The sequence below is a fragment of the Microbacterium capsulatum genome, assembly GCF_030865425.1.
Taxonomy (GTDB): Bacteria; Actinomycetota; Actinomycetes; order Actinomycetales; family Microbacteriaceae; genus Microbacterium; species Microbacterium capsulatum.
Genome location: NZ_JAVFCB010000011.1, coordinates 49,913 through 71,598 on the forward strand (window position 1 = coordinate 49,913; position 21,686 = coordinate 71,598).

18 protein-coding genes are annotated in these 21,686 nt (G+C 69.5%); 11 read left to right on the top strand and 7 right to left on the bottom strand.

From position 1 onward, the window contains the following. Window positions 1-12: 12 nt before the first annotated feature. Genes RBR11_RS16350 through RBR11_RS16360 form a run of 3 tightly spaced genes read right to left on the bottom strand, consistent with a single transcriptional unit; the run spans window position 13 to window position 4,861 of the window. Window positions 13-2,550, bottom strand: a complete 2,538-nt coding sequence (locus RBR11_RS16350) for a GIY-YIG nuclease family protein (RefSeq protein WP_308490445.1) — start codon at window positions 2,548-2,550, stop codon at window positions 13-15. Then, a complete protein-coding gene (locus tag RBR11_RS16355; protein WP_308490446.1) occupies window positions 2,547-4,238 on the bottom strand; it encodes an Eco57I restriction-modification methylase domain-containing protein in 1,692 nt (563 codons plus the stop codon). Before RBR11_RS16355 ends, RBR11_RS16350 begins: the two co-directional genes overlap by 4 nt. After that, on the bottom strand, window positions 4,235-4,861 hold the full coding sequence (locus RBR11_RS16360) for a DNA methyltransferase family protein (protein WP_308490447.1): 627 nt from the start codon (window positions 4,859-4,861) through the stop codon (window positions 4,235-4,237). The genes RBR11_RS16355 and RBR11_RS16360 overlap by 4 nt, the downstream gene beginning before the upstream one ends. Before the next feature lie 95 nt (window positions 4,862-4,956). On the opposite strand from RBR11_RS16360, the gene RBR11_RS16365 reads away from it, so the two are divergent. Both RBR11_RS16365 and RBR11_RS16370 read left to right on the top strand, forming a co-directional pair. After that, on the top strand, window positions 4,957-5,232 hold the full coding sequence (locus RBR11_RS16365; RefSeq protein ID WP_308490448.1) for a helix-turn-helix domain-containing protein: 276 nt from the start codon (window positions 4,957-4,959) through the stop codon (window positions 5,230-5,232). 273 nt (window positions 5,233-5,505) lie between these two features. Beyond that, complete coding sequence (locus RBR11_RS16370; protein WP_308490449.1) at window positions 5,506-6,966, top strand: dicarboxylate/amino acid:cation symporter; 1,461 nt, start codon at window positions 5,506-5,508, stop codon at window positions 6,964-6,966. A gap of 574 nt (window positions 6,967-7,540) precedes the next feature. Here the strand turns inward: RBR11_RS16370 and RBR11_RS16375 are convergent. Next, complete coding sequence (locus RBR11_RS16375) at window positions 7,541-9,277, bottom strand: cation:proton antiporter (RefSeq protein ID WP_308490450.1); 1,737 nt, start codon at window positions 9,275-9,277, stop codon at window positions 7,541-7,543. Window positions 9,278-9,474: 197 nt separating this feature from the next. Continuing rightward, window positions 9,475-10,122 (bottom strand): phosphoribosyltransferase, encoded by a 648-nt coding sequence (locus RBR11_RS16380; RefSeq protein ID WP_308490451.1) that lies wholly within the window; start codon window positions 10,120-10,122, stop codon window positions 9,475-9,477. Between the two features lie 94 nt (window positions 10,123-10,216). Between RBR11_RS16380 and RBR11_RS16385 the strand changes: the two genes are divergently transcribed. Together RBR11_RS16385 and RBR11_RS16390 are read left to right on the top strand one after the other, a co-directional pair. Beyond that, complete coding sequence (locus RBR11_RS16385; protein ID WP_308490452.1) at window positions 10,217-11,260, top strand: LLM class flavin-dependent oxidoreductase; 1,044 nt, start codon at window positions 10,217-10,219, stop codon at window positions 11,258-11,260. Between the two features lie 433 nt (window positions 11,261-11,693). Next, complete coding sequence (locus RBR11_RS16390) at window positions 11,694-12,323, top strand: nucleoside/nucleotide kinase family protein (RefSeq protein WP_308490453.1); 630 nt, start codon at window positions 11,694-11,696, stop codon at window positions 12,321-12,323. Window positions 12,324-12,393: 70 nt separating this feature from the next. Here the strand turns inward: RBR11_RS16390 and RBR11_RS16395 are convergent, their stop codons facing one another. Further along, complete coding sequence (locus RBR11_RS16395; RefSeq protein ID WP_308490454.1) at window positions 12,394-13,527, bottom strand: LacI family DNA-binding transcriptional regulator; 1,134 nt, start codon at window positions 13,525-13,527, stop codon at window positions 12,394-12,396. A gap of 117 nt (window positions 13,528-13,644) precedes the next feature. Between RBR11_RS16395 and RBR11_RS16400 the strand changes: the two genes are divergently transcribed. Next, a complete protein-coding gene (locus RBR11_RS16400) occupies window positions 13,645-15,147 on the top strand; it encodes a GMC family oxidoreductase (RefSeq protein ID WP_308490455.1) in 1,503 nt (500 codons plus the stop codon). 95 nt (window positions 15,148-15,242) lie between these two features. Beyond that, window positions 15,243-16,118, top strand: coding sequence for a shikimate dehydrogenase (gene aroE, locus RBR11_RS16405; RefSeq protein ID WP_308490456.1), 876 nt, complete (start codon window positions 15,243-15,245; stop codon window positions 16,116-16,118). 78 nt (window positions 16,119-16,196) lie between these two features. Here aroE and RBR11_RS16410 read toward each other — a convergent pair whose 3' ends face one another. Beyond that, on the bottom strand, window positions 16,197-17,234 hold the full coding sequence (locus RBR11_RS16410; RefSeq protein ID WP_308490457.1) for a LacI family DNA-binding transcriptional regulator: 1,038 nt from the start codon (window positions 17,232-17,234) through the stop codon (window positions 16,197-16,199). Between the two features lie 139 nt (window positions 17,235-17,373). On the opposite strand from RBR11_RS16410, the gene RBR11_RS16415 reads away from it, so the two are divergent. The 5 genes from RBR11_RS16415 to RBR11_RS16435 all read left to right on the top strand — a co-directional run bounded on the left by RBR11_RS16415 (window position 17,374) and on the right by RBR11_RS16435 (window position 21,596). Further along, on the top strand, window positions 17,374-18,477 hold the full coding sequence (locus tag RBR11_RS16415; RefSeq protein WP_308490458.1) for a substrate-binding domain-containing protein: 1,104 nt from the start codon (window positions 17,374-17,376) through the stop codon (window positions 18,475-18,477). A 65-nt stretch (window positions 18,478-18,542) separates the two neighbouring features. Then, window positions 18,543-19,592, top strand: a complete 1,050-nt coding sequence (locus RBR11_RS16420) for an ABC transporter permease (RefSeq protein ID WP_308490459.1) — start codon at window positions 18,543-18,545, stop codon at window positions 19,590-19,592. Then, complete coding sequence (locus RBR11_RS16425; protein WP_308490460.1) at window positions 19,589-20,368, top strand: ATP-binding cassette domain-containing protein; 780 nt, start codon at window positions 19,589-19,591, stop codon at window positions 20,366-20,368. The genes RBR11_RS16420 and RBR11_RS16425 overlap by 4 nt, the downstream gene beginning before the upstream one ends. After that, entirely contained in the window at window positions 20,365-20,664 is a 300-nt protein-coding gene (locus tag RBR11_RS16430) for a putative quinol monooxygenase (RefSeq protein WP_308490461.1), read from the top strand. Before RBR11_RS16425 ends, RBR11_RS16430 begins: the two co-directional genes overlap by 4 nt. After that, window positions 20,661-21,596 carry a carbohydrate kinase family protein gene (locus tag RBR11_RS16435; protein WP_308490462.1) on the top strand — a complete coding sequence of 312 codons (936 nt, stop codon included), beginning with the start codon at window positions 20,661-20,663 and terminating at the stop codon, window positions 21,594-21,596. Before RBR11_RS16430 ends, RBR11_RS16435 begins: the two co-directional genes overlap by 4 nt. Window positions 21,597-21,686 lie beyond the last annotated feature (90 nt).

Below are 21,686 nucleotides of genomic sequence, written 5' to 3' on the forward strand. Positions count from 1 at the left end.
CTGTGCGGCCGGCTATCCGTCGACGGCCACCACGGTGTCGTACAGCCCGTAGTGCCGCAGGCCGTCATGAGATTCGATACCGGTGTAAGACAGGGAGGCGTCCTCGTACCGGCGGAATGCGAACACGGCCTGGTTCATATGACTGGCATTGAACACGCCCAACCCGACAAGCAGGTCGAAATCGGCTACGGTCAAGCCTGTCACTGACTGGAACAGCTCAGGCTCGATCTTGGTGATGACGTCGTAAAGCGTGTTCTCGCGGAAGTCGGTGAGGTACATGAACGCGGGGATCCGAGTGGCGAACTTGATCAACTTCTCCTGGATCTGCTTCCGCTTGCTCTTGTACTCGTTCTCCTCCGCCGTGAGCTCCTTCTTCTCCGAAGGAGTGACATCGTCGCCCTTTTCGGCCTTGGTCTTCGACACGGCCTCGCTCTTGTTGACGACGGTCTCGAAGACTTTGTCACCGAGTGCGCGGAAGCCCTCGATCTTCATCACGGCTGCCATGGCGGCCTCCGATCCCATGATCTTCTTCAAGGTGCCGTTGTCGACGTTCACGAGGACCGCCGACTCCCACTTGCGTGCGAGGAGGGTTGCAGATGTCCCCGACATCGCGATGTCGAGAATCCCGCCGGCGTCGACCTGGGTCATGTTCGACCCGTCATAGGCGAGGACCGGCAGGAAGCCGATGAGCTCCTCCACCGCCTTTTCGGGGTTGCGCGCCTCTGGGTTGAGCCCCCGGCCGTAGTCGCCGATTTGGCGAAGCGCTCGGGTCGGCGCGAAGTCGAAGACGAAGCAGATCGGCTTGAGGATCTGCTCCTCGTTCGGGTCGTCCCCTTCGGGATTTCGGATCGTCCATGGTGACTGGACGCGGAACGCCGCTTGGAAGTACGACTCCGGTGATTCGAGGTTGCGCAACATGAGGATCGATGACCACTGCGGCACTGTGACGCCGGTCGTCAGCTTGCCGACCGTCAACGTGATCGTTTTGGTGTCGAATCCGGATCCGATCGCATCTCGGACGGGCGGCAGAGCATCAAGACCCACTCCCACCCCGGAGGCCGAGACGTTCACCACCGTGTAGTCGTGCCAGAAGACGTTCTGCGGTTCCGCGAGAAGATTCGCCATCGCGGCACACGAAGATGTGCGCGGTAGCATCCACAGCGAGTGCTGCAGGTAGGGAAGTAGACGCACGTCTGAGTATGGGAACGGCGGCCTTGTCCCAGCTTTGAGCGCGTCGACTTGGGTCGGCAGATAAGAGCCGCGGATGATGTCCAGCCATTTCTGCACGTCTTGCTTGTGCACGAACTCGGCGTCCACCCCCGAGCCGGTCGCCTCGAAGAAGGCATTCAGATCGAACTCGTCGAACTCCCCCTGGCTGGCGATCGCGATCAGCTCGTCAGGCACTTGATACGTCAGGAGCCGCATCTCGGGGAGGGCGGCGTAAGGATTGGGTTCTCCCGGATGCTCAGCCGCGAACGCCACCTTCGCCTGCTGCTCGTCGGTGTATGTCCAGTTGAAGATCTGCTCCTCGATGAAGGACCCGCCGGCGAGCGCCTTGAATGGGGTTCCTGACAGATAGAGGTAGGCATTCGCGCGGATCGGAACGAATGCGTCTTCGTCGGCGTCGTTCTCTTCGAGTTCCGTCGTGAAGGTTTCCTGCGCGTCACTGAACTCGATCGCAAGTTCCTTCTTGCGCGTGCTGTCGTCTTCGCCGTCGAAGAGCTCCCTCGCTGCGTCCCGCCAGGCTCCGAAGTGGTACTCGTCGAACACCACGAGATCCCAAGCGAGCTCGGTGAGCCAAAGGTGCTTCGCTTTGAACCCGCCCGCCTTGTCGCGGCCAAGAAGGTCTTGAAACGAGCCGAAGAACACCAGCGGCATGTCTGGGTCCACCGAGGAAGGGTCACCGCCCGTCTTCCGCGAGAGGTACTGCCATCCTTCGAAGTCGACGTGCGTGCGCAAGTCGGTGTCCCAAGCGTCCTCGACCGCAGGCTTGAAGGTCACGACGAGCACGCGCCTCGCGCCCATCCTCTTCGCGAGCTGGTAGGTCGTGAATGTCTTCCCGAAACGCATCTTCGCGTTCCAGAGGAACTCTGGCGCTTTGTCAGGGTCGTCGTCCCAGATCGACCGGAAATACGCGAAGGTCTGCTCGACCGCATCCTGCTGCTCAGCCCGCATGGGGAATGTCGCGTGATGCGTCCCGGAGATTGCCTTGCCGCTGCGGATCTCCTCGAGCGCGGTCAAGATATCGTCCACGCCGCAGCGCATCCACTCGAGTTTGGGGTTCGTAAAGCCCTTCTTCTTCAGCCTCGCGCGCACCTCGAAGTCGGTGATGACGGTCCCGTCAACGCGATCTGCAGGCTCATCGAGCACGACCGTGTAGTTCTCGATCGCCGCGGTCTTGAGTTGCTGCGCGACTCGAGTCTTTACGTTCTGCGTCGTCTGGCCAATCTTCAGTTGGCCCTCGTGCTCGGGATCGTGGATGGCGTACGCATAGATCCGCGGGCGCGCCTCGAGTTTCGGGTGAAATAGCTCAACCTCCGCGATACTCACTTAAACGCTCCAGCCCAGGCGACTGGTTTGACAAACCGCGCCACGAACGCCTGATCTTCCGCAGTCAGCCCGTACTTTGTCGCAAGGTCCTCATCTGTCAGGATCTGCGAGAAATCCTGCAACGGGACAAATTGATAGACCCCACGCGTCACATTGATCGAGACCCGCAAGAGCGACACCATGAACCGAAAGAAGGTCGTACTCATGTACTCAGCGGCAGCCCTTGCAGCGTTCTCGTCCGCGAACGGACCGACGGCAACATAGGTATCCGTTGCAGCGGAGCCAGGGCCAGCAACGATCGGCTTCGACAGCACCAAATGCGGGTAGTCGTCCGAGCCCGGACTGGCACGAGAGACGAAAAGCTTCCAAGAGTCGATGAGCTCGCCTCCCAGAGGCACTTCGTTCGGCGACGCGAAGCAAACGCCGCCGTTGCGGTAGACAGTGACGCCGCCTCCTCTCGGACGGCCTTCTCCCTTGAAACTCGTCGGAAGACCAAATGGATTCCGAGAACTGACAAGATTCGAGAATCTGCGGTCGGTGGGAAGTGTCAGGTGACCCGTGACATCGGATCCCTCAACGGCAATCACCTTACGAAGGATTCTCACGCCTTCGTTGAACCGGAGGAAGGCGTCGTGCCCCGGCTCGATTAGCGGGCGAGACGCGATCGAGGTGGCGACGCCCTTCTCGTGGGTCACGACCGTCGCGTCGCCTCGGAATCCGTTCTCCCACAGGAAGTAGCAGATCCCACCACGGTTGTTAACACCGGGGAAAACGTCATTCGTGTCGGGGAAATCATGAAGCGCTCTGATTCCTCCGGAATGCAGCATCGACTCTCGGAAATCATTTAGACCTTTTCCACCTGCATACCAACGCGCGGGGATGACCATGGTCAACAATCTCGGATCCAGCGTCTTCGCCTGATCCACGAAGCGATCATAGATCGGTGCAGCACTTGCCCCATTTCCACCGTCGTCCAACTGGTATGGAGGGTTCCCGATTATGACGTCGAACTGCATGTCAGCTCCGAACAGCTCGGCAATTCGAGCCTTGATGTTGTCGGTGTGGATGAAGGCATATGCGTGGGACTCGAGAGATTCATCGCGCCCGTAATCGGTCTCGGCAGCCCCGCAAAAGCGGCAGCGTCGGTTGCTGAAGACCACGACTTCCTCGCCCGTAAGCGAATCGACAGCGAACGAGCGTCTGCCGCCGGCCCAGGTATGTTCGGTTCGCTCGAACCAGATGTTGCCCCAGTCGCGGTCGAAGCTCGTGGCGATCGAGTGCTCGCCCGTCGCGTCCTTCGAGCAGTAGACGCTGCGCCTTGCGAGCAACGCGGTAAGTTGTGTGATTCCGATGCCGAAGACTTGCCGCGTCAGGATGTGGTCGACGCGCTCCTCCAGATCGGGAATCTGATCCGCAAGGCCGTCGACCAGCCGCTTCGTGATCTCTCTCAGAAAGACCCCGGATTTCGTGAATGGGTCAAGGAACGTCACGCTTGGATCCGCCCAGACTGTGGCTCCGCCGTTACGGTCTGCCCACGCGCGCTCGAGGGCGTCGAGCATCTGATTCGCAAGTTCGGGAGGCGTGAACACTTCGTCATTCGAGAGGTTCGCGATGCAGGTCAGCACGTCGGGGTTGTGTCCGACGCGCAACGCAAACGACGCCTTGCCTGCGATCATCGTGCCGCTCATGCCGCCAGCTCCTTGACGGTCATGACCGGGAAGGTCCGCACGGGTGTGAAAATCTCGTGCTCCTCGAAGTGCGCGAACAGGCCCTCCGATGCGGACGCACGCTGAGTGAGGTTGTCGAAGCGGAAGTCACGGCGCTGGTACCGCCCCTTGCCGAGGTAGCCCCATTCGGGAAAGACGATGGGGTCACCGGTCGATGTCGTCATTGCGAGCGCATCACCGCGGACGATGTTGACGGCGAGTACCGCCCGTGCGGCTCGGTCCAATTCCTCGCCGGCCCTGACGCCAAGAGACCGGGTGAAAGTACCCGCCAGATTGTCGCGACATTCGGCGGCATTGTCCGCGAGCAGCTCGATGCCGTACACGCACATGAGAGCGAAGAGCGCATAGTGCCGCGTCTCGAAGTCGCTGCGCCCGTGCCGCGCCTTCACCGCCGTGAGCTTGCGTTCCAGGATCGGAACAAGGAAGTTCCCGGATCCGCACGCCGGCTCCAAGAAGCGGGAGTCAATCCGCTCGGTCTCACTCTTGACCAGGTCGAGCATGTCGTCGACCAGCCAGCACGGCGTGAAGACCTCCCCATGATCAGCCACCCGCTTTCGTGATTTGACTAGCCGCTCATCAGCCACAGCACCCGCCTCCCGGTTCCCCAAACCCGGATCGGTACTAGTACCCGGGTGCGTTAACCCTGGCACAAGTCACCGACAATCCCGACGCTTGATGAGTGCCTCGAGTCCCGTCCGCTGCCGCAGCCCATATCGGGGCTCGGATCCGGACGGCGCGGGAGTCGTCGACGATGACGCAGGACCAGCTCGCCGTGCGCAGCGACATCGATTCGTCGAACATCCGCGCCTACGAGACGGGACGCTCGCTGCCGAACCTGCAGACGCTCGTGCGGATCGCCGACGCGCTGCGGACTCCGGCGGGCTACTTCCTCGAGGGCGTCACCGTCGAGATGTTCCCGGTGGCCGCGTCCGACGGACGCCGTCGCGGACGCTGAGGCTCAGCGACCGCGCGCCTTCGACAGGCCCAGGGACCGGACGTCTCTCGGCAGGACCCGGCTCGGCCGCGTTTCGTCTCGCTGCGCTCGCTCAACGACCCCCGGGGGGGCGGCCGGACCCGCCCGCCCGTCATCGTTCGTCACGTTTCACAGCGGAATATCAGCTCGCCCATAGCGTTGAAACCATCCGGCGCCCCGCGCGTCGACCTTCTTCAGCGCCCCACGCTGATCCGCATCCGGCACGTCCACCGCGTGCCTCCGTCAGGAGACTCCATGAGCACCACCACCCCGGCCGCCCGGCGCCCCAAGGCGCCGGATACGCGCGGTCCCGTTCGCAAGCTGCTGACCTCGTTCGGCTTCCAGATCATCGCCGCGCTCGTGCTCGGCATCGCCGCGGGCCTCATCGGCCGCCAGCTCGGCGCGACGCACGACAACCCGACGGTGCTCTCCGACACGCTCAAGACCATCGGCAACTCGTACGTCACGCTGCTGCGCGCCGCCGTCGTGCCGCTCATCTTCACCGCGATCGTCGCGAGCATCTCGAACCTGCGCCGCGTGCAGAACGCCGCCCGCCTCGCCGGCCAGACGATCCTCTGGTTCGCGATCACCGCGTTCATCGCCGTGTCGATCGGCATCGTGCTCGGCATCACGATCCAGCCCGGCGCGCACGCCGGAACCGGCCTCGCCAAGGGCGCCCCGCCCACGGTCGGCACCTGGTGGAACTTCCTGCTCGGCCTGATCCCGCAGAACTTCCTCGGTCTCGGCGTGACCACGGCCGCCGACCCGAAGACGGGGACCCTGACCTCGGCGGTCGGCTTCAACGTGCTGCAGGTCATCGTCGTCGCCGCGGTCGTCGGGATCGCCGCGCTCAAGGCCGGCCGCAAGGCCGAGCCCTTCCTCGTCTTCACCGAGTCGCTGCTGAAGGTCATCCAGCGCGTGCTGTGGTGGATCATCCGGATCGCCCCGATCGGCACCTTCGGCCTCATCGGATCCGCCGTGATCCAGTACGGCTGGGACAAGCTCACCGCGCTCGCCTGGTTCACCGGCGCGATCTACCTCGGCCTCGCGCTCGTGCTGTTCGTGGTCTACCCGATCCTCGTGAAGACGCACGGCCTGTCGATCAAGCAGTACTTCACGGGCGTCTGGCCCGCCGTGCAGCTGGGCTTCGTCAGCCGCTCCTCGATCGGCACCCTGCCGCTCACCGAGCGCGTCACCGAGCGCAACCTCGGTGTGCCCCGCAGCTACGCCTCGTTCGCCGTGCCGCTCGGCGCCACCACCAAGATGGACGGCTGCGCCGCGATCTACCCGGCTCTGGCCGCGATCTTCGTCGCACAGTTCTTCCACATCGACCTGAGCATCGTGCAGTACCTGCTGATCGTGATCGTCTCGGTGGTCGGATCCGCCGCGACCGCCGGCACCACCGGCGCGATCGTCATGCTGACGCTGACCCTATCGACCCTGGGCCTGCCGCTCGAGGGCGTCGGCCTGCTGCTCGCGATCGACCCGATCCTCGACATGGGCCGCACCGCGGTCAACGTCGCGGGCCAGGCCCTCGTGCCGACGCTCGTCGCGAAGCGCGAGGGGATCCTCGACCTCGACCTCTACAACGCCCCTCGCAACGGCCTGCCGTTCGCGGATGACGCCGAGGACGAGGCGCCCGAGTCGGTCGAGTCCCCCGCCGACGAGGCCGCGGTCGGATCCGCCGACGCGGAGGAGTCCGCTTCGGTGCGCTGATGCGCTGAGCGGTGAGGCCCTCGGATCCGTTCTGGATCCGAGGGCCTCACTGCGTTCGCGCGGGCTGCGGCTGCGCGCGAGGTCGCGTCGGAGATGGAATTCGCCTGTCCCTCGCTGTTTGGAGCGGCGTTTTCCATCTTTGCGCGCGAGGAACCCGAGCGGAGAGATGGAAAAGGCCGCCGCCACGGCGATATCCGCGGCGAAATCCATCTCCAACGCCGAGCCGCGCGGGCCCGGTGGTCGGTGCCGGTGGGGTGGACCCGTCGACAGGCGCAGGGACCGGCGACCGCTGGACGGCAGGTTGCCGCGCGGGATCGCGGGGAGGATGGATTTCGCCGCTCCGAGCGCGCCTAGAGCGGCGATTTCCATCTCCTCGCGCGGGGGACGCCGTGGCAGAGATGGAAAAGGGCGCCCGCGAGGCACTCTCGGCGGCGAAATCCATCTCCGGCGCCGGGACGATCCGGGGCGGGCGGGTCCCGGATCCGGACTCGGGGACCGGGCAGGACCGGATCCGGGCTCCGTATCGGGGAGGACTCGTTCCGGGCCGGGTATCCGGGGAGGACCGGATCCGGGCTCAGCGTTCCGCGGGGCCCGTCGCGAGGCGGGTGTCGAGGGCGAGCTCCTCGGCGTCCATGGCGGTGATGAGGTCGCGCATGACCTCCTCGTTCAGCTCGCCGGCGTCGCGCTCGCGGATGAGCACGTCGCGGCGCACCTGCAGCCAGCCCTTCGTCAGACCCACGAGCTCGCCACGGCTCGGGCGGGGCGCCCTGTCCTCGTCCCGCGCCTGCGCGGTATCCCGTTCGACCCGGGTGAACCGCTGCGCGAACCGGTCGAAGCCGGCGACCGCCTCCTCCCCGCGCGTGCGCACCCACGCCGCGCGCTTCTCGTCGAGGAACGCGCGACCGGCCTCACCGGTCCGTGTGCGCACGTGGGCGAGCTGGCGGCGGTCCTCGGCCTCCTCCCCCTCGTCGTCGGCGACGCCGAGGCGGCGGATCAGGATCGGCAGGGTGAGCCCCTGCAACAGGAGAGTCCCGACCGTGACGAGGAACGCGACCACGACGATGGCGTGCGCGGCCGCCTCGTGCAGCCCGGCCAGATCCGCCGCAGCGAGCGCTGTCGCCAGAGTCACCACGCCCCGCATGCCCGCCCAGGAGATCACGGCGTTGTCGCGCCAGCTCAGCTGCGACTCCCGGAGGCGCTCGCGCAGCTGCTCCTCCGTCGGCCTGCGCCCCTGCCGCCCCGCCCGCCGCTGCTTCTCCGCCACGGCTTCGACGCGCCGCTCGAACCGGCCGGACGCGACCGATCGCTCGAAGCCGCGCAGCCTCAGCCCGGACAGGAAGCGCCCCCACGCCGACGCCGGATAGACGAACAGCGGCCGCACGACCATCACCGCGACGAGGACGGCGGCCGCCAGCCACAGCACGCCGCTGACCTGCGTGGCGCCGAGTTCGGCGATGACCGGCGGCAGCTGCAGGCCGATGTACGCGAACACGAACGACTCCAGCAGGAAGTCGGCCGAAAGCCAGAGCGGCGTCTCCTGCATGCGCGTCGCGTAGCTCGTGCGCGGGGCGTTGTGGCCGACGACGAGACCCATCGCGACGACCGCGAGAACGCCGGATCCCTGCAGATGCTCCGCGATCGCGTACACCCCGAACGGGGCGAGCAGCCCGAACGTGCCGATGACGACCGGATCCGAGATCCGCATGCGCAGCCGATGCATGCCGAAGCCGGCGAACACGCCGATCCCGACCCCGACGACCACGGCGAGCACGAACTGCCAGATCCCGCCGCCGAGGCCGACTGTGGCTCCCGCCAGGATCGCGGCGAACACGCGGTAGAGCGTGAGCGAGGTGGCGTCGTTGATCAGGCTCTCGCCCGAGAGCACGGTCATCACGCGGCGCGGCAGGCCGAGCCTGCGCCCGATCGCGGCGGCCGAGACGGCGTCGGGCGGCGCGACGATCGCGCCGAGCAGCAGCGCTCCGGGCAGGGGGAGCGAGTGCATGATCCACCACGCCACGAGCCCGACGACGGCGGTCGTGACGACGACGAGGCCGATTCCGAGACGGCGGATCTGCGGCATGCTGCGGCGGAAGCTGACGAACGACACGTCCAGCGAGGCCGAGTACAGCAGCGGCGGCAGCACGAGGTTCAGCAGCACGTGCCCGTCGATGCGCAGGTTCGGCACGGCCGGGATGAACGACACGGCGAGGGCCACGACCGTCACGAGCAGTGGAGCGGGCCACCCCTTCCGACGGGCGAACGCGGCGACGACGACCGACCCGACCAGCACGTAGAAGATCTCGGGATCCATGCGGCCAGGGTAGCGAGGGCGCGGCGCCGACCGCCGATCGAGACCGTTCCTACCGGTCGTTGAGCGAGCACCGAGCGGAGCGAGGAGCGAGACGAAACGGGGTGACTCGACGAGCACGGGCGATCGCCGCGTTTCGTCTCGGTCGCGCTGCGCGCGTCCTCGCTCAACGACCGGATGGAACGGCCGCGCTGCCTCGGTCAGCGACCGGGGACGAGCAGCCGGATCACCTCCTCGTCGGAGGTCTGCCGGAAGTCGACGTAGTGCATGCCCACGGCCATGAATCCGGCCGGGGCGCTCAGGCAGAGGATGTCGTCGGCGTCCGGGTGCGCCCCGCCGACGAGCTCCTCGAGGGCCTCGGGCGGGGCGACGGGCACCGCGACCAGGATCCACGCGGCGCCTCGGGCGCGTGCGATCCGGCAGGCGGTGCGCATGGTCGCGCCGGTCGCGATCCCGTCGTCGACGATGAGCGCGGTCCGTCCGGCCAGGGGCACGGGCGGACGCTCGCCGCGGAACAGCTGCGCCCGTCGTTCGACCTCGATCCGCTGCTTCCGCTCCGCGGCCCGCAGCGTCTGGGCGTCGACCCGTGCGGCGCGCACCACGTCGGGGTTGCGCACGGAGGCGCCCTCCTCGCCGACCGCGGCCATCGCGACCTCCTCCTGCCAGGGCACGCCGACCTTGCGCACGACGAGCACGTCGAGCGGCGCGCCGAGCGCCCGCGCCACCTCGGCCGCGACCGGGACGCCGCCGCGGGGCAGGCCGAGGACCACCGGATCCTCCGGCGGATCCTCCACGAGCCGCTCCGCGAGCTGCCGCCCGGCGTCGGCCCGATCCAGGAAGCTGCGCATGCCTCCGGCCTACGCCGGTGCGGCGCAGGGGTCAAGGGGCGGCGGGGCGGCGGGTTCCGGAATGCCGCGCGCCCGGCGGCGGTTGCCTTTGACGATGTCCTCTCTCGCGCTCTCCGTCCTCGACCTCGTCCCGGTGCGCACCGGGCAGACCAGCGCTCAGGCGGTGGGCGCCTCGCTCGGCCTCGTGCAGCGCGCCGACGACCTCGGCTACCGGCGGTACTGGTTCGCCGAGCACCACAACATGCCCGCCGTCGCGTCGACCGCGCCGCCCGTGCTGATCGCGGCCGCGGCTGCACGCACGCAGCGGATCCGGGTCGGATCCGGCGGGGTCATGCTCCCGAACCACGCGCCCCTCATCGTCGCGGAGCAGTTCGCCGCGCTCGAGGCGATCGCCCCGGGTCGGATCGACCTCGGGATCGGCCGCGCGCCGGGCAGCGATCCGGTGATCACGCAGCTGCTGCGGGCATCGGGCACCGCCGGCGAGGTCGAGCGCTTCCCCGATCACGTGCAGGACATCGCGCTCATGCTGCAGTCCTCCGGCGCGACGGTGCAGTTCACCTCCGGCGGTTCGTACACGGTGCACGCGACGCCGGCCGCCGCCGGCGCACCCGCGGTGTGGCTACTCGGATCCAGCGACTACTCCGCACAGCTCGCGGCCTCCCTCGGGCTGCCGTACGTGTTCGCGAACCACTTCTCCGGGCAGGGGCTGGACCGCGCTCTGTCGCTGTACCGCTCGGGCTACCGGCCGAGCGAGGCGCACCCCGAGCCGCGCACGTTCCTCACCGCGAACGTCGTCGCCGCGCCCACCGCCGAGGAGGCCGACGACCGCGCACTCCCGCAGCTGCGGATGACGGCGCGGCTGCGGCTGAACCGTCCCCTCGTTCCCCTCGAGACGGTCGAGCAGGCGCGGGACGCCCTCGCCGCCGCGCCGGATCCGCAGGAGGAGCAGATCCACGCCGCCGCGAAGGCGAACTGGTTCGTCGGCGACGCAGCGGCCGTGCGCGCGTCGCTCGCCGCCTTCGCGGAACGGCACGGCGTCGACGAGATCATGATCTCCCCGGTCGCCGGATCCTTCGCCGCCGAGGACCCGACCGTCACGCCGGGCCGGACGCAGACGCTGGAGCTGCTCGCACACTGAGCCGTTCGAGGCGGCAGCGGCGTGGACGGAACCGTCGCCCCGGGCCGCCTCGACGCGCCTCGGCCGATCGGCCGCCCGCCGCCAGAGATGGAAACCGCCTCCCCGAGCCACGCCGGAGCATCGCGATCCATCCCCACCCCGCACCGCGCCGCCAGAGATGGAATCCGCCTCCCCGAGCCCCACCGGAGCATCGCAATCCACCCCCACGCCGCACCGCGCCGCTCCCGCCCCGCCCGGCCCGCCTCGCCGCCAGAGATGGAAACCACCTCCCCAAGCCCCACCAGAGCAGCGCGATCCATCCCCACGCCCAACCGCCCCAGCCCGCCCCGGCCCGCCCCGGCCCGCCCCAGCCCAGCCCGCCCCAGCCCGCCCCGGCAGCACCCGGTGACACCGCCCTCCCGCGGGCAGGACCGCCAGCAGTTAGAGTGCGAGCGTGCAGGAACTGGATGAGGCCGTCGTCGACCGCGCGGTCGCGCTCGCGCAGCGGGCGGATCGCGTCGTGCTCGGGATCGTCGGGGAGCCCGGTGCCGGCAAGACCACTCTGACCACGGCCCTGATCGCGGCGCTCGAGGGGCGGGGCGTGCCCGTCGCGTGGCTGCCCATGGACGGCTTCCACCTCGGCGACGGCAGCCTCGACGCCCTCGGGCTGCGGGACCGCAAGGGCGCGATCGAGACGTTCGACGGCTGGGGGTACCTCGCGACCCTCCGGCGCGTGCTCGTCGAGGTCGACCACCCCGTGTACGTGCCGGGGTTCGAGCGCACGCTCGAGCAGCCGATCGCGGCCGACCGGGTCATCGCGCCCGGGCCGGCGCTCGTGCTGACCGAGGGCAACTATCTGCTCGACGCGGCCGCACCGTGGTCGCTCGTCCGCGAGGTCGCCGCGGAGGTCTGGTACGCCGATGTCCCGCAGGGGATCCGGATCGGCCGCCTCGTCGAGCGGCACGTCGCGTTCGGGAAGACCCGCGCGAAGGCCGAGGCGTGGGTCGCCGCGGTCGACGAGCCGAACGCGGAACGGATCCGCTCCCGCAGAGAGCACGCCGACCTGATCGTTCCGATCGGCTGAGGCACGTCGCGCCCCGACGGCACCCCGACCGCGCGCCCCGCACGAGCCCGAGCCCGGCGAAACGACCCCGCTACCCGGCCGGCGGGCCCGTCGACGTCCGCACGTGCAGCGTCGTCGGGAGGGTCTTCGCCTGTGCCGGGCCGGGGCGTCCGCCGGACAGTCGCTCGTCGATCCGCGCCATCAGCAGCCGCCCGGCGACGGCGCCCTTGGCCTGCAGCGGCTGCTCGATCGTGGTGAGACCGGCGGGGCCTGCCCGCTCGATGTCGTCGACGCCGACGATGCTCACCCGGCCGGGCACATCGATGCCCATCTCGGCCGCCCGTCCCAGCGCGCCGAGCGCGAGCTCATCGGACAGGCAGAAGACCGCGGTGAGCGCGGGGTGGCGCACCATCAGCGCCTCGAAGCCCGCAGCCCCGCCCCGTTCACCGGATATCGTGCGCTCCTCGACCGGGATCTCGAGCAGTTCCGCGTCCCGCGCACGACCGCCCGATCCGGAACGAGCGAGCCCCTCCCGCAGCCCAGCGATCCGCGAGCGCAGCACCGCATAGTCCGGAACGTCTCCGGCCATGACCGGACCGTTGCGCCGCTGCCGGCTCAGCCGCGGGGCGACGACACCGACCCGGCGGTGCCCGAGCCGCGCGAGGTGCTCCCCCACGGCGAACCCGACGGCGCGGTCGTCGATGCCGACCCAGTCCCAGGCCGGATCGGCATGCGGCTGGTCGACGACGACGATCGGGAGCCGGCGCGCCTTCGCGGCCGCGAGCAGCGGCTCCCGATCCCCCACCGAGTAGACGATCACCCCGTCGATCGCGACCGTCCCGAGCGACGGCACGGAGCCGCCCGCGGACGATCCGCCACCGCCCGCGGACGACGTCCCCGACGGCAGCATCACGAGGCTGCGCCCGCTCTCCTCGCAAGCCTGCGCGACCCCGGCGAGGAAGCCGACGGCGGCGTGGTCCTCGAATGCGAACGGCAGCTCGTCCGTGAGCACGAGACCGACCGCGTCGGCACGTCCGCGGCGCAGCTGCCGGGCGGCCGGATCCGGCCCGGCGTAGCCGATCCGGTCGGCCTCGGCGAGGATCCGCGCGAGCGTCGCGGCGCCCACCCGCTCGGGCCGGTTGAAGGCGTTCGAGACGGTCGCGGTGGAGAGCTCGAGAGCCCGGGCGAGGGAGAGCAGCGATGCGTCGGACGCGGGTCGGGGCATGCTGACGATTCCTCCAACGGTTAACCATTCACACGACAGAAGGATCCTAGATCGTTGAATCCATGAGGATATAGACCGGAGGATTCATTCGTTACACAGCAGCGAGAGGATCCTCTGATGAACATCACGGCCGACTGCGTCGTCATCGGATCGGGCATGGGCGGCGGCATGACCGCGCTCGCGCTGGCCCGCCGAGGGCTCGACGTGCTGCTCGTCGAACGCGGCGAGCGCCTCCGCCGCGAGCCGCAGAACTGGTCGCCCGAGGCCGTGTTCCTGAAGCGCCGGTACAAGCCCGCGGAGACCTGGCTCGACGGCCGTGGGCGGGAGTACAAGCCGGGCGTGCACTACGTCGTCGGCGGCAGCACGAAGGTCTACGGTGCGAGCCTGCCCCGGTTCCGCGAGAGCGACTTCGAGGCGACCGAGCACGACGACGGACTCTCGCCCGCGTGGCCCTTCCGCTACGCCGACCTCGAGCCGTACTACGCGGCGGCGGAGGCGCAGCTGAACGTGCACGGCACGACGGGCCAGGATCCCACCGAGCCGTGGCGGAGCGGCCCCTACCCCTTCCCCGCGATGGAGCACGAGCCGTACGTCGCCGACCTCGCCGAGCGGCTGCGCGCCCAGGGCGTCTCGCCCGCCGCGAACGCGATGGGCGTCGACCTGCGCCCGGGCGGGCTGTGCATCCGCTGCGGCACGTGCGACGGCTTCCCGTGCCTGCTCGGCGCGAAGAGCGACGCCGAGACCTGCGCGGTGGATCCGGCTCTCGCGACCGGCAACCTGCGCCTGCTCACGGGCGTGCGGATCGACCGGCTCGAGACGGATCCGTCCGGCGCCCGGGTCGTCGCCGCCGTCGGCGTCGGCGACGAGGGCGAGGTCAGGATCACCGCGGCGAAGTTCGTCGTCTCGGCGGGCGCGGTGAACTCCGCCGCGCTGCTGCTGCGCTCGGCGGACGGGAAGCACCCGGCGGGGCTGGCCAACTCGTCCGGCCGGGTCGGGCGGAACTACATGATGCACAACAACGCGCACATCGCCGCCTTCGACGCCACCCGGCGCAACGACGTCGTGTTCCAGAAGACGCTCTCCGTCAACGACTGGTACCACGACGGGGGCGACGGCAAGCCGGGCGGGGTGATGCAGCTGGTCGGCAAGGTGCAGGGTTCGATGATGAGGCTCGAGGCGCCGTACGCCCCGCGGTTCGCGCTCGACGGGTTCGCCGCGCGCAGCGTCGAATGGCTCGTGATGAGCGAGGATCTGCCCTCGCCCGACAACCGGGTGACGCTCGACGCGAGCGGACGGATCGTCACGCAGCGCACCGCGCTCGGGGTCGCCGCGCACCGTCGCACGATGAGGACCGCCAAGCGCCTGCTGCACCGGGTCGGCTACCAGATCATCGGCACACAGTGGTTCGGCATCGAGATGAACAGCCACATGTGCGGCACGGTCGTGGCGGGCGAGGACCCATCACGCTCCGTCCTGGACGGCCACTGCCGCGCGCACGACGTCGAGAACCTCTGGGTGATCGACGGCGGGTTCTTCCCGTCCAGCGCCGCGATGAACCCCGCGCTCACGATCGCGGCTCAGGCTCTGCGCGTGGTCGCCGAGTCGGACCTCGCGGCCTGAGCCGACAGCGCACCCGGCCGATCCGTCCACCCGGCGGCACGATCCCGATCCGGCGGCTGATCCGCCCACCCCCCGAAACCGCAAAGGAGCAGACCATGCCCGAGCCCTCCCCCCTGCAGCCGGCGCTGACCGGATCCTTCTCCTCCCCCGCGGGAGGCAACCCGACCGGCGCGATGGTCGAGGCGGCCTTCGCCCACCACGGCGTGCCGGCCCGGTACGTGAACTGCGACGTGCCGCCCCCGCGTCTGCCCGATGCCGTGCGCGGCGCGGTCGCGATGGGCTGGACCGGGTTCAACCTGTCGCTGCCGAACAAGCAGGCGGTCATCCCGCTGCTCGACGGTCTCGCGCCGTCCGCGGCCCTGATCGGCGCGGTGAACTGCGTGCAGGTGACCGACCGGGGCCTGATCGGCCACAACACCGACGGGGAGGGCTTCGTGCAGGCGCTGCGGGAACGCCGGGATCCACGGGGACTGCACGCCGTGGTGTTCGGTGCGGGCGGGGCGGCGCGGGCGATCGCGGTCGAGCTCGCCCTGGCCGGCGTCGCCCGGTTGACGATCGTGAACCGCCGCGTCGAGCGGGCAGAGGAGATCGTCCGGATCGTGCAGGACAGTTCGGCGACGAGCGCCGCGGCGGTCGCGTGGGCCGGATCCTTCGCGCTCCCGGCCGACACCGACGTCGTCGTCAACGGCACCTCGATCGGCCTCGCGCCGGACGTCGATGCGCGGGTCGACGTCGTCGCGGACACGATCCTGCCGGGCATGCTCGTGTGCGACGTGATCCCGAACCCTCCCGACACCGTGCTGCTGCGCGAGGCGCGCACGCACGGCGCCGAGACCCTGGATGGGCGCTCGATGCTGGTGAACCAGGCTGCGATCAACCTCGGCCTGTGGATGGGACTGGATCCGGATCGCGCCGTCATGCGTGCGGCCCTCGACACCGCGATCGGGGACGGGCGGCACCCGACGTCGTGACGGGGTTCCGCCGCCGGCCGATCGCGGTCCCCGTGCCCGAGCGTTACGGCCGTGATCGAGGCGCTCCCGCCCCCTGCGCTACGGCTGGGTCGGCCGGATCTCCCCGGATCCGCGCGGCACGAGGTCGACCGGCACGACGATCGGCGCGGGGTCGAGCCGGTGCCCGGCGTCGAGGGACGCGAACAGGCGTTCCGCGGCGAGCCGGCCGAGCACCTTCGGGCGCTGCGCCACGACGCTGAGCCCCGGATCCATCAGGTCGGCGAGCTCCACGTCGTCGAAGCCGATCAGCGCCACATCGTGGTGCCGGCCGAGCTTGCGCAGCGCATGCACCGCGCCGACCGTGATCAGGTTCTGCCCGCTCACGATCGCGGTGGGCGCGTCGGGTGCACTGAGCAGGGTCGTCACCGCGCGTTCGGCGGCATGCTGACCGGACAGGTCCGCGACGATCGTCGCCGTCTCGGCGGGCACGCCGAACTCCGCGAGCGCGGCGAGGAAGCCCCGTTCGCGCTCCCGGGCCGTCCAGATGTCGCGCCGGTCGATGAGCAGCGCGAGCCGGCGATGCCCGAAGCCCAGCAGATGCCGCGTCGCGAGCCTGGCCCCCTCGACGTTGTCCGAGAGCACGGTGTCGGCCACATACCCGGACGCCTCGCGGTCGATGAAGACGACCGGCATCTCGGGCGGCACGAGCTCGGCCAGGTAGGCCTGACTCTCGGCGACGCAGGTCAGGATCAGGCCGTCGACCTTGCGGCGCACGAACGCCTCGACCGCGGCGACCTCGCGCTCCGGGTCGTCGTCGAGGCTCGAGGCGAAGACGGCGACGTCACGGTGCACGGCGATGTCTTCGACGGCGCGGTGGATCGTGGCCGAGAAGGGGTTCGCGACGCTGCCGAGCAGGAGTCCGACGGATCGCGTCCGGGTGGTGGTCCGGCGGAGGTTCGCCGCATGCGCGTCCGGCTCCCAGCGCAGCTCCTCGATCGAGGCGCGCACCCGCGCGGCCGTCGCGGGTGCGACGTTCGGCTCGTTGTTGACCACGCGTGACACCGTCTTGATGCCGACCCCGGCATGCTGCGCGACCTCGCGGATCGTGACGCGAGCCGGCTTTGATAACGATGTCATTTCTTCCCATCCCATTCGACAAAGGCTCTTGCGCGTCCGGATCGAATGGGTTAAACATACATCTGACACCGTTGTCAGTCGTCACTCCCGTGACGCAGGGTGTTCCGACGAAGTGACCCCCGAGCAAAGGAACGCAAAGATGCCCCTCTCCCTGACCCGCCGGACGAAGGCGATCGCCGCAGCTTCGCTGGCCGCCGTCGCCGCGCTCTCCCTCGCCGCCTGCTCCTCAGGCGGATCCGCGGGCTCGACGGCGGGCCCGAACGACAAGGTCGGCGTGACCCTGATCGTGAAGACCACGACCAACCCGTACTTCGTCTCGATGGAGGACGCCGCCAAGGCCGACGCCGCGAAGGCGAACGTCTCCCTCACCCTCGCCGCCGGCAAGAAGGACGGCGACACCGACAGCCAGATCCAGGCCATCGAGAACGCGATCTCCCGCGGCGACAAGGGCATCCTGATCACCCCCAACGGGACGGCGGTGAACAACGAGATCGCCAAGGCCCGCAAGGCCGGTCTCTACGTGATCGCGCTCGACACCGTCCCCGACCCGGCCAAGACGGTCGACATCACCTTCGCGACCGACAACTTCGCGGCGGGCGAGCTGATCGGCAAGTGGACGGCGGCGAAGCTCGACGGCAAGAAGGCCACGATCGCGATGCTCGACCTGTTCAGCGACCAGATCGTCTCGGTCGACACGAACCGCGACCAGGGCTTCCTGAAGGGCATGGGCATCGCCGTCCCCGACAAGAGCAAGAACGGATCCGAGGCCGCGAGCGGCACCTACTCCGGCGGCAAGGGCGGCGAGTACACGGTCGTCGGGCACCAGCCGACCCAGGGCGCCGAGGACGGCGGTCGCTCGGCGATGGAGACGCTGCTCTCGAAGAACTCCGACATCAACGTCGTCTACACGATCAACGAGCCCGCGGCCTACGGCGCCTACCAGGCCCTCAAGGCGGCCGGCAAGGAGAAGAGCGTCCTGATCGTCTCGATCGACGGCGGCTGCGCGGGCGTCGGCTACGTGAAGCAGGGCATCATCGGCGCGACCTCCCAGCAGTACCCGTCGAAGATGGCGTCGCTCGGCATGGAGGCCATCGCGAAGATCGCCCGCGGCGGCGAGAAGCCCCAGCCCACCGACGGTCTGGACTTCTTCAGCACCGGCCAGACGCTCGTCACCGACCAGGCGATGAGCGGCATCGACGGCGTCACCTCGGACGCCGCGACCAGCACCTGCTGGGGCAAGTGATCCCCGGGGCGCCGGCATCGCCGCCGGCGCCCCTCCCCCTTTCCCCTCCGACTCCGGGAGAACCCATGTCAGACACCACCTCCACCGCACCGTCGGGACCGCCGACCTCGGCCCTCCATCTGGCCGACGAGTTCATCAACCGCCGGACGCCCACCCAGCGCGTGCGCGCGATCCTGTACCGCTACCCCGCGATCAGCCCGGCCATCGTGCTCGTCGTCGCGGTCGTCGTCTTCGGCGTGATCAACTCGCGCTTCCTCGCGCCGAACAACCTGTCCCTGATCACGCAGCAGGTCGCCGTGATCGGCACGCTCGGCGTCGCGCAGACGCTCGTGATCCTCACCGCCGGCATCGACCTCTCGGTCGGCGCCGCCATGGTGCTGAGCTCCATCGTCATCGGCAACGCCGCCGCGGGCGTCGGCCTGCCCGGCATCCTCGCCCTCGTCGTCGGGCTGATCGCCGGCATCCTCACCGGTGTGATCAACGGCCTGCTCGTCACTCGGCTGAACCTGCCGCCGTTCATCGTCACCCTCGGCACGCTGAGCATCTTCACCGCGCTCACCCTGCTGATCTCGAACGGCGCGACCGTGCAGGGCATCAAGCTGCCGGACGTGATCACCTGGACCGGGAGCACGTTCCACCTCGGCGTCGACGTCACCTACGGCGTGCTGATGATGATCCTGCTCTACGTCGTGCTCGCGTTCGCACTCGGACGCACCGCCTGGGGCCGGCACGTGTACGCGGTCGGCGACGACAAGGAGGCCGCCCGCCTGAGCGGCATCCGGGTCAACCGCGTCCTGCTGAGCGTGTACGTGGTCGCCGGCGCCGTGGTCGCCCTCGCCGCCTGGATCCAGATCGGCCGTGACTTCGGCTCCAGCCCGAACGCCGCGGTCGACGCGAACCTGAACGCGATCACCGCTGTCGTGATCGGCGGAACGAGCCTCTTCGGCGGCCGCGGCAACGTGTGGGGCACCCTGCTCGGGGCGCTCATCGTCGGCGTGTTCCGCAACGGCCTGGCCCTCGCCGGCCTGGACGTGCTCTACCAGACCCTGGCCGTCGGCATCCTCGTGATCGTCGCGGTCTCCATCGATCAGTGGATTCGGAAGGTGCGCAAGTGAACGCTGCAGCCTCGGACACCCGCACGCCGGTCCTCTCGGCCAAGCGGCTCGTCAAGACCTACGGTCACGTCATCGGCCTCGACGGCGTCAGCCTCGACCTCTACGCCGGCGAGGTGCTCGCCATCATCGGCGACAACGGCGCCGGCAAGACCACTCTCATCAAGTGCCTCACGGGCGCGGAGCTCCCGGACGAGGGCGAGCTGTTCCTGGACGGCGAGCCCGTGCGCTTCCACCGCCCGCAGGACGCCCGTGACGCCGGGATCGAGACCGTCTACCAGTCCCTCGCGGTCTCGCCCGCGCTCGACGTCGCCGCGAACATGTACCTCGGCCGCGAGGTGCGACGCCCCGGATTCCTCGGATCCACCCTGCGCATGCTCGACACCAAGGCCATGCGCAAGAACGCCCGCGACGAGCTCACCCGCCTGGGCATCTCGACCCTGCAGGACGTCACGGTCCCGATCGAGAACCTTTCCGGAGGCCAGCGCCAGGCGGTCGCCGTCGCCCGCGCCGCGGCGTTCGGCTCCAAGGTCGTCGTCCTCGACGAGCCGACCGCGGCGCTGGGCGTGCGGGAGGGCAACCAGGTGCTCGAGCTCATCAAGCGGCTGCGGGACACCGGCGTGCCGGTGATCCTGATCAGCCACAACATGCCCCACGTGTTCGAGGTCGCCGACCGGATCCACATCCAGCGCCTCGGCAAGCGGGCCGGCACGATCACGCCGCAATCGCACACGATGGGCGAGGCCGTGGCGATCATGACGGGCGCGCAGACGCTGTGAGCCCGACGCACCTGTACGCCGAGTTCCGGGCGGTCCCCGGGGCGGGGGACGCGGTCGCGTCCCTCGTCGCGGGGTACCGCCGGGACGTCACGGCCGAGCCGGGGAACGTGCGCTTCGACGCGCACCGGCTGCGCGACGAATGGGACCGCTTCTTCGTCTACGAGGAGTACTCCGATGACGCGGCCTTCGAAGCCCACGTGGCGTCGGCCCACTGCGCCCGATTCAACGAGGAGCTCGCCCCCCTCGTCGTCGGTGGCGGCTCGACTCTGACCCGGCTCGAGCCGGTGCCCGCATGAGTCCGCATTTCCTCGTCATCGGCGAGGCGCTCATCGACATCGTCGACCGTGACGGCGAGCGCTCGCATCATGTCGGCGGCAGCCCGCTCAACGTCGCGTTCGGCCTCGGCCGCCTGGGCGTCCGCACGGTCTTCGCGACCGAGTTCGGCGATGACGCCGACGGCACCGCGATCGCGACGCACCTCGCCTCTGCCGGCGTCGCGATCGAGCGGACCGACGACGTGTCCCGCCGCACCTCTACCTCGCTCGCGCGGATCGGCGCCGACGGATCCGCCTCGTACGACTTCCATGTCGCGTGGGCCTTCCGCACGCCGCCGCCCGTCGGCGACGCGCAGGCGGTGCACGTGGGATCGATCGGCGCGTTCCTCGCGCCCGGTGGCCCGCGGGTGCTCGAGCTGATCGAATCGCTCCCCGCCGAGGTGCTCGTCAGCTTCGATCCCAACATCCGCCCCGCTTTCGTGCCGTCCCGCGAGGAGACACGAGAGCTCGTCGAGCGCTACGCGGCACGCGCCACGATCGTGAAGCTGAGCGACGAGGACGCCGAGTGGCTCTACCCCGGGCGGGCGGATGACGTCGCCGGGATCCTGCTGGGGCAGGGCGCGCGCCTGGTCGCCATCACCCGCGGCGCGGAAGGGAGCACGTTGTACGCTCCCGGTGCGACGGTGCAGGTTCCCGCACGTCCGACGCGCGCGGTCGACACGATCGGCGCCGGCGACGCCTACATGTCGGGCCTGCTGGCCGCGATCGCCGCCCCCTCGGGCATGGTGGCGGCGTTGCAGGATCTCAGCGCGGCCGATCTTGCCGCGATCGGCCGCATCGCCGCCGAGTCCGCCGCCATCACGGTCGGGCGCGCCGGGGCGATGCCGCCCACGGCGGAGGAGCTCGAGCGCGCCGGTCGCGCACCCGTCGGCGACGTGGCACCCACCGCCTGAGTCCGGAGGGGCCGCCACCGACGGCGACCCCTCCGGATCCCCGCCGCGCGTTCCACTCGCTGCGTTTCGTCTCGGTCGCGCTACGCGCGT

Excerpts from the sequence above, each read along its gene's own strand:
- RBR11_RS16355 (WP_308490446.1), bottom strand. The coding sequence starts at position 4,238 with ATGAGCGGCACGATGATCGCAGGCAAGGCGTCGTTTGCGTTGCGCGTC.
- RBR11_RS16370 (WP_308490449.1), top strand. The coding sequence starts at position 5,506 with ATGAGCACCACCACCCCGGCCGCCCGGCGCCCCAAGGCGCCGGATACG.
- RBR11_RS16375 (WP_308490450.1), bottom strand. The coding sequence starts at position 9,277 with ATGGATCCCGAGATCTTCTACGTGCTGGTCGGGTCGGTCGTCGTCGCC.
- RBR11_RS16380 (WP_308490451.1), bottom strand. The coding sequence starts at position 10,122 with ATGCGCAGCTTCCTGGATCGGGCCGACGCCGGGCGGCAGCTCGCGGAG.
- RBR11_RS16385 (WP_308490452.1), top strand. The coding sequence starts at position 10,217 with ATGTCCTCTCTCGCGCTCTCCGTCCTCGACCTCGTCCCGGTGCGCACC.
- RBR11_RS16395 (WP_308490454.1), bottom strand. The coding sequence starts at position 13,527 with ATGCCCCGACCCGCGTCCGACGCATCGCTGCTCTCCCTCGCCCGGGCT.
- RBR11_RS16400 (WP_308490455.1), top strand. The coding sequence starts at position 13,645 with ATGAACATCACGGCCGACTGCGTCGTCATCGGATCGGGCATGGGCGGC.
- aroE (WP_308490456.1), top strand. The coding sequence starts at position 15,243 with ATGCCCGAGCCCTCCCCCCTGCAGCCGGCGCTGACCGGATCCTTCTCC.
- RBR11_RS16410 (WP_308490457.1), bottom strand. The coding sequence starts at position 17,234 with ATGACATCGTTATCAAAGCCGGCTCGCGTCACGATCCGCGAGGTCGCG.
- RBR11_RS16415 (WP_308490458.1), top strand. The coding sequence starts at position 17,374 with ATGCCCCTCTCCCTGACCCGCCGGACGAAGGCGATCGCCGCAGCTTCG.
- RBR11_RS16420 (WP_308490459.1), top strand. The coding sequence starts at position 18,543 with ATGTCAGACACCACCTCCACCGCACCGTCGGGACCGCCGACCTCGGCC.
- RBR11_RS16435 (WP_308490462.1), top strand. The coding sequence starts at position 20,661 with ATGAGTCCGCATTTCCTCGTCATCGGCGAGGCGCTCATCGACATCGTC.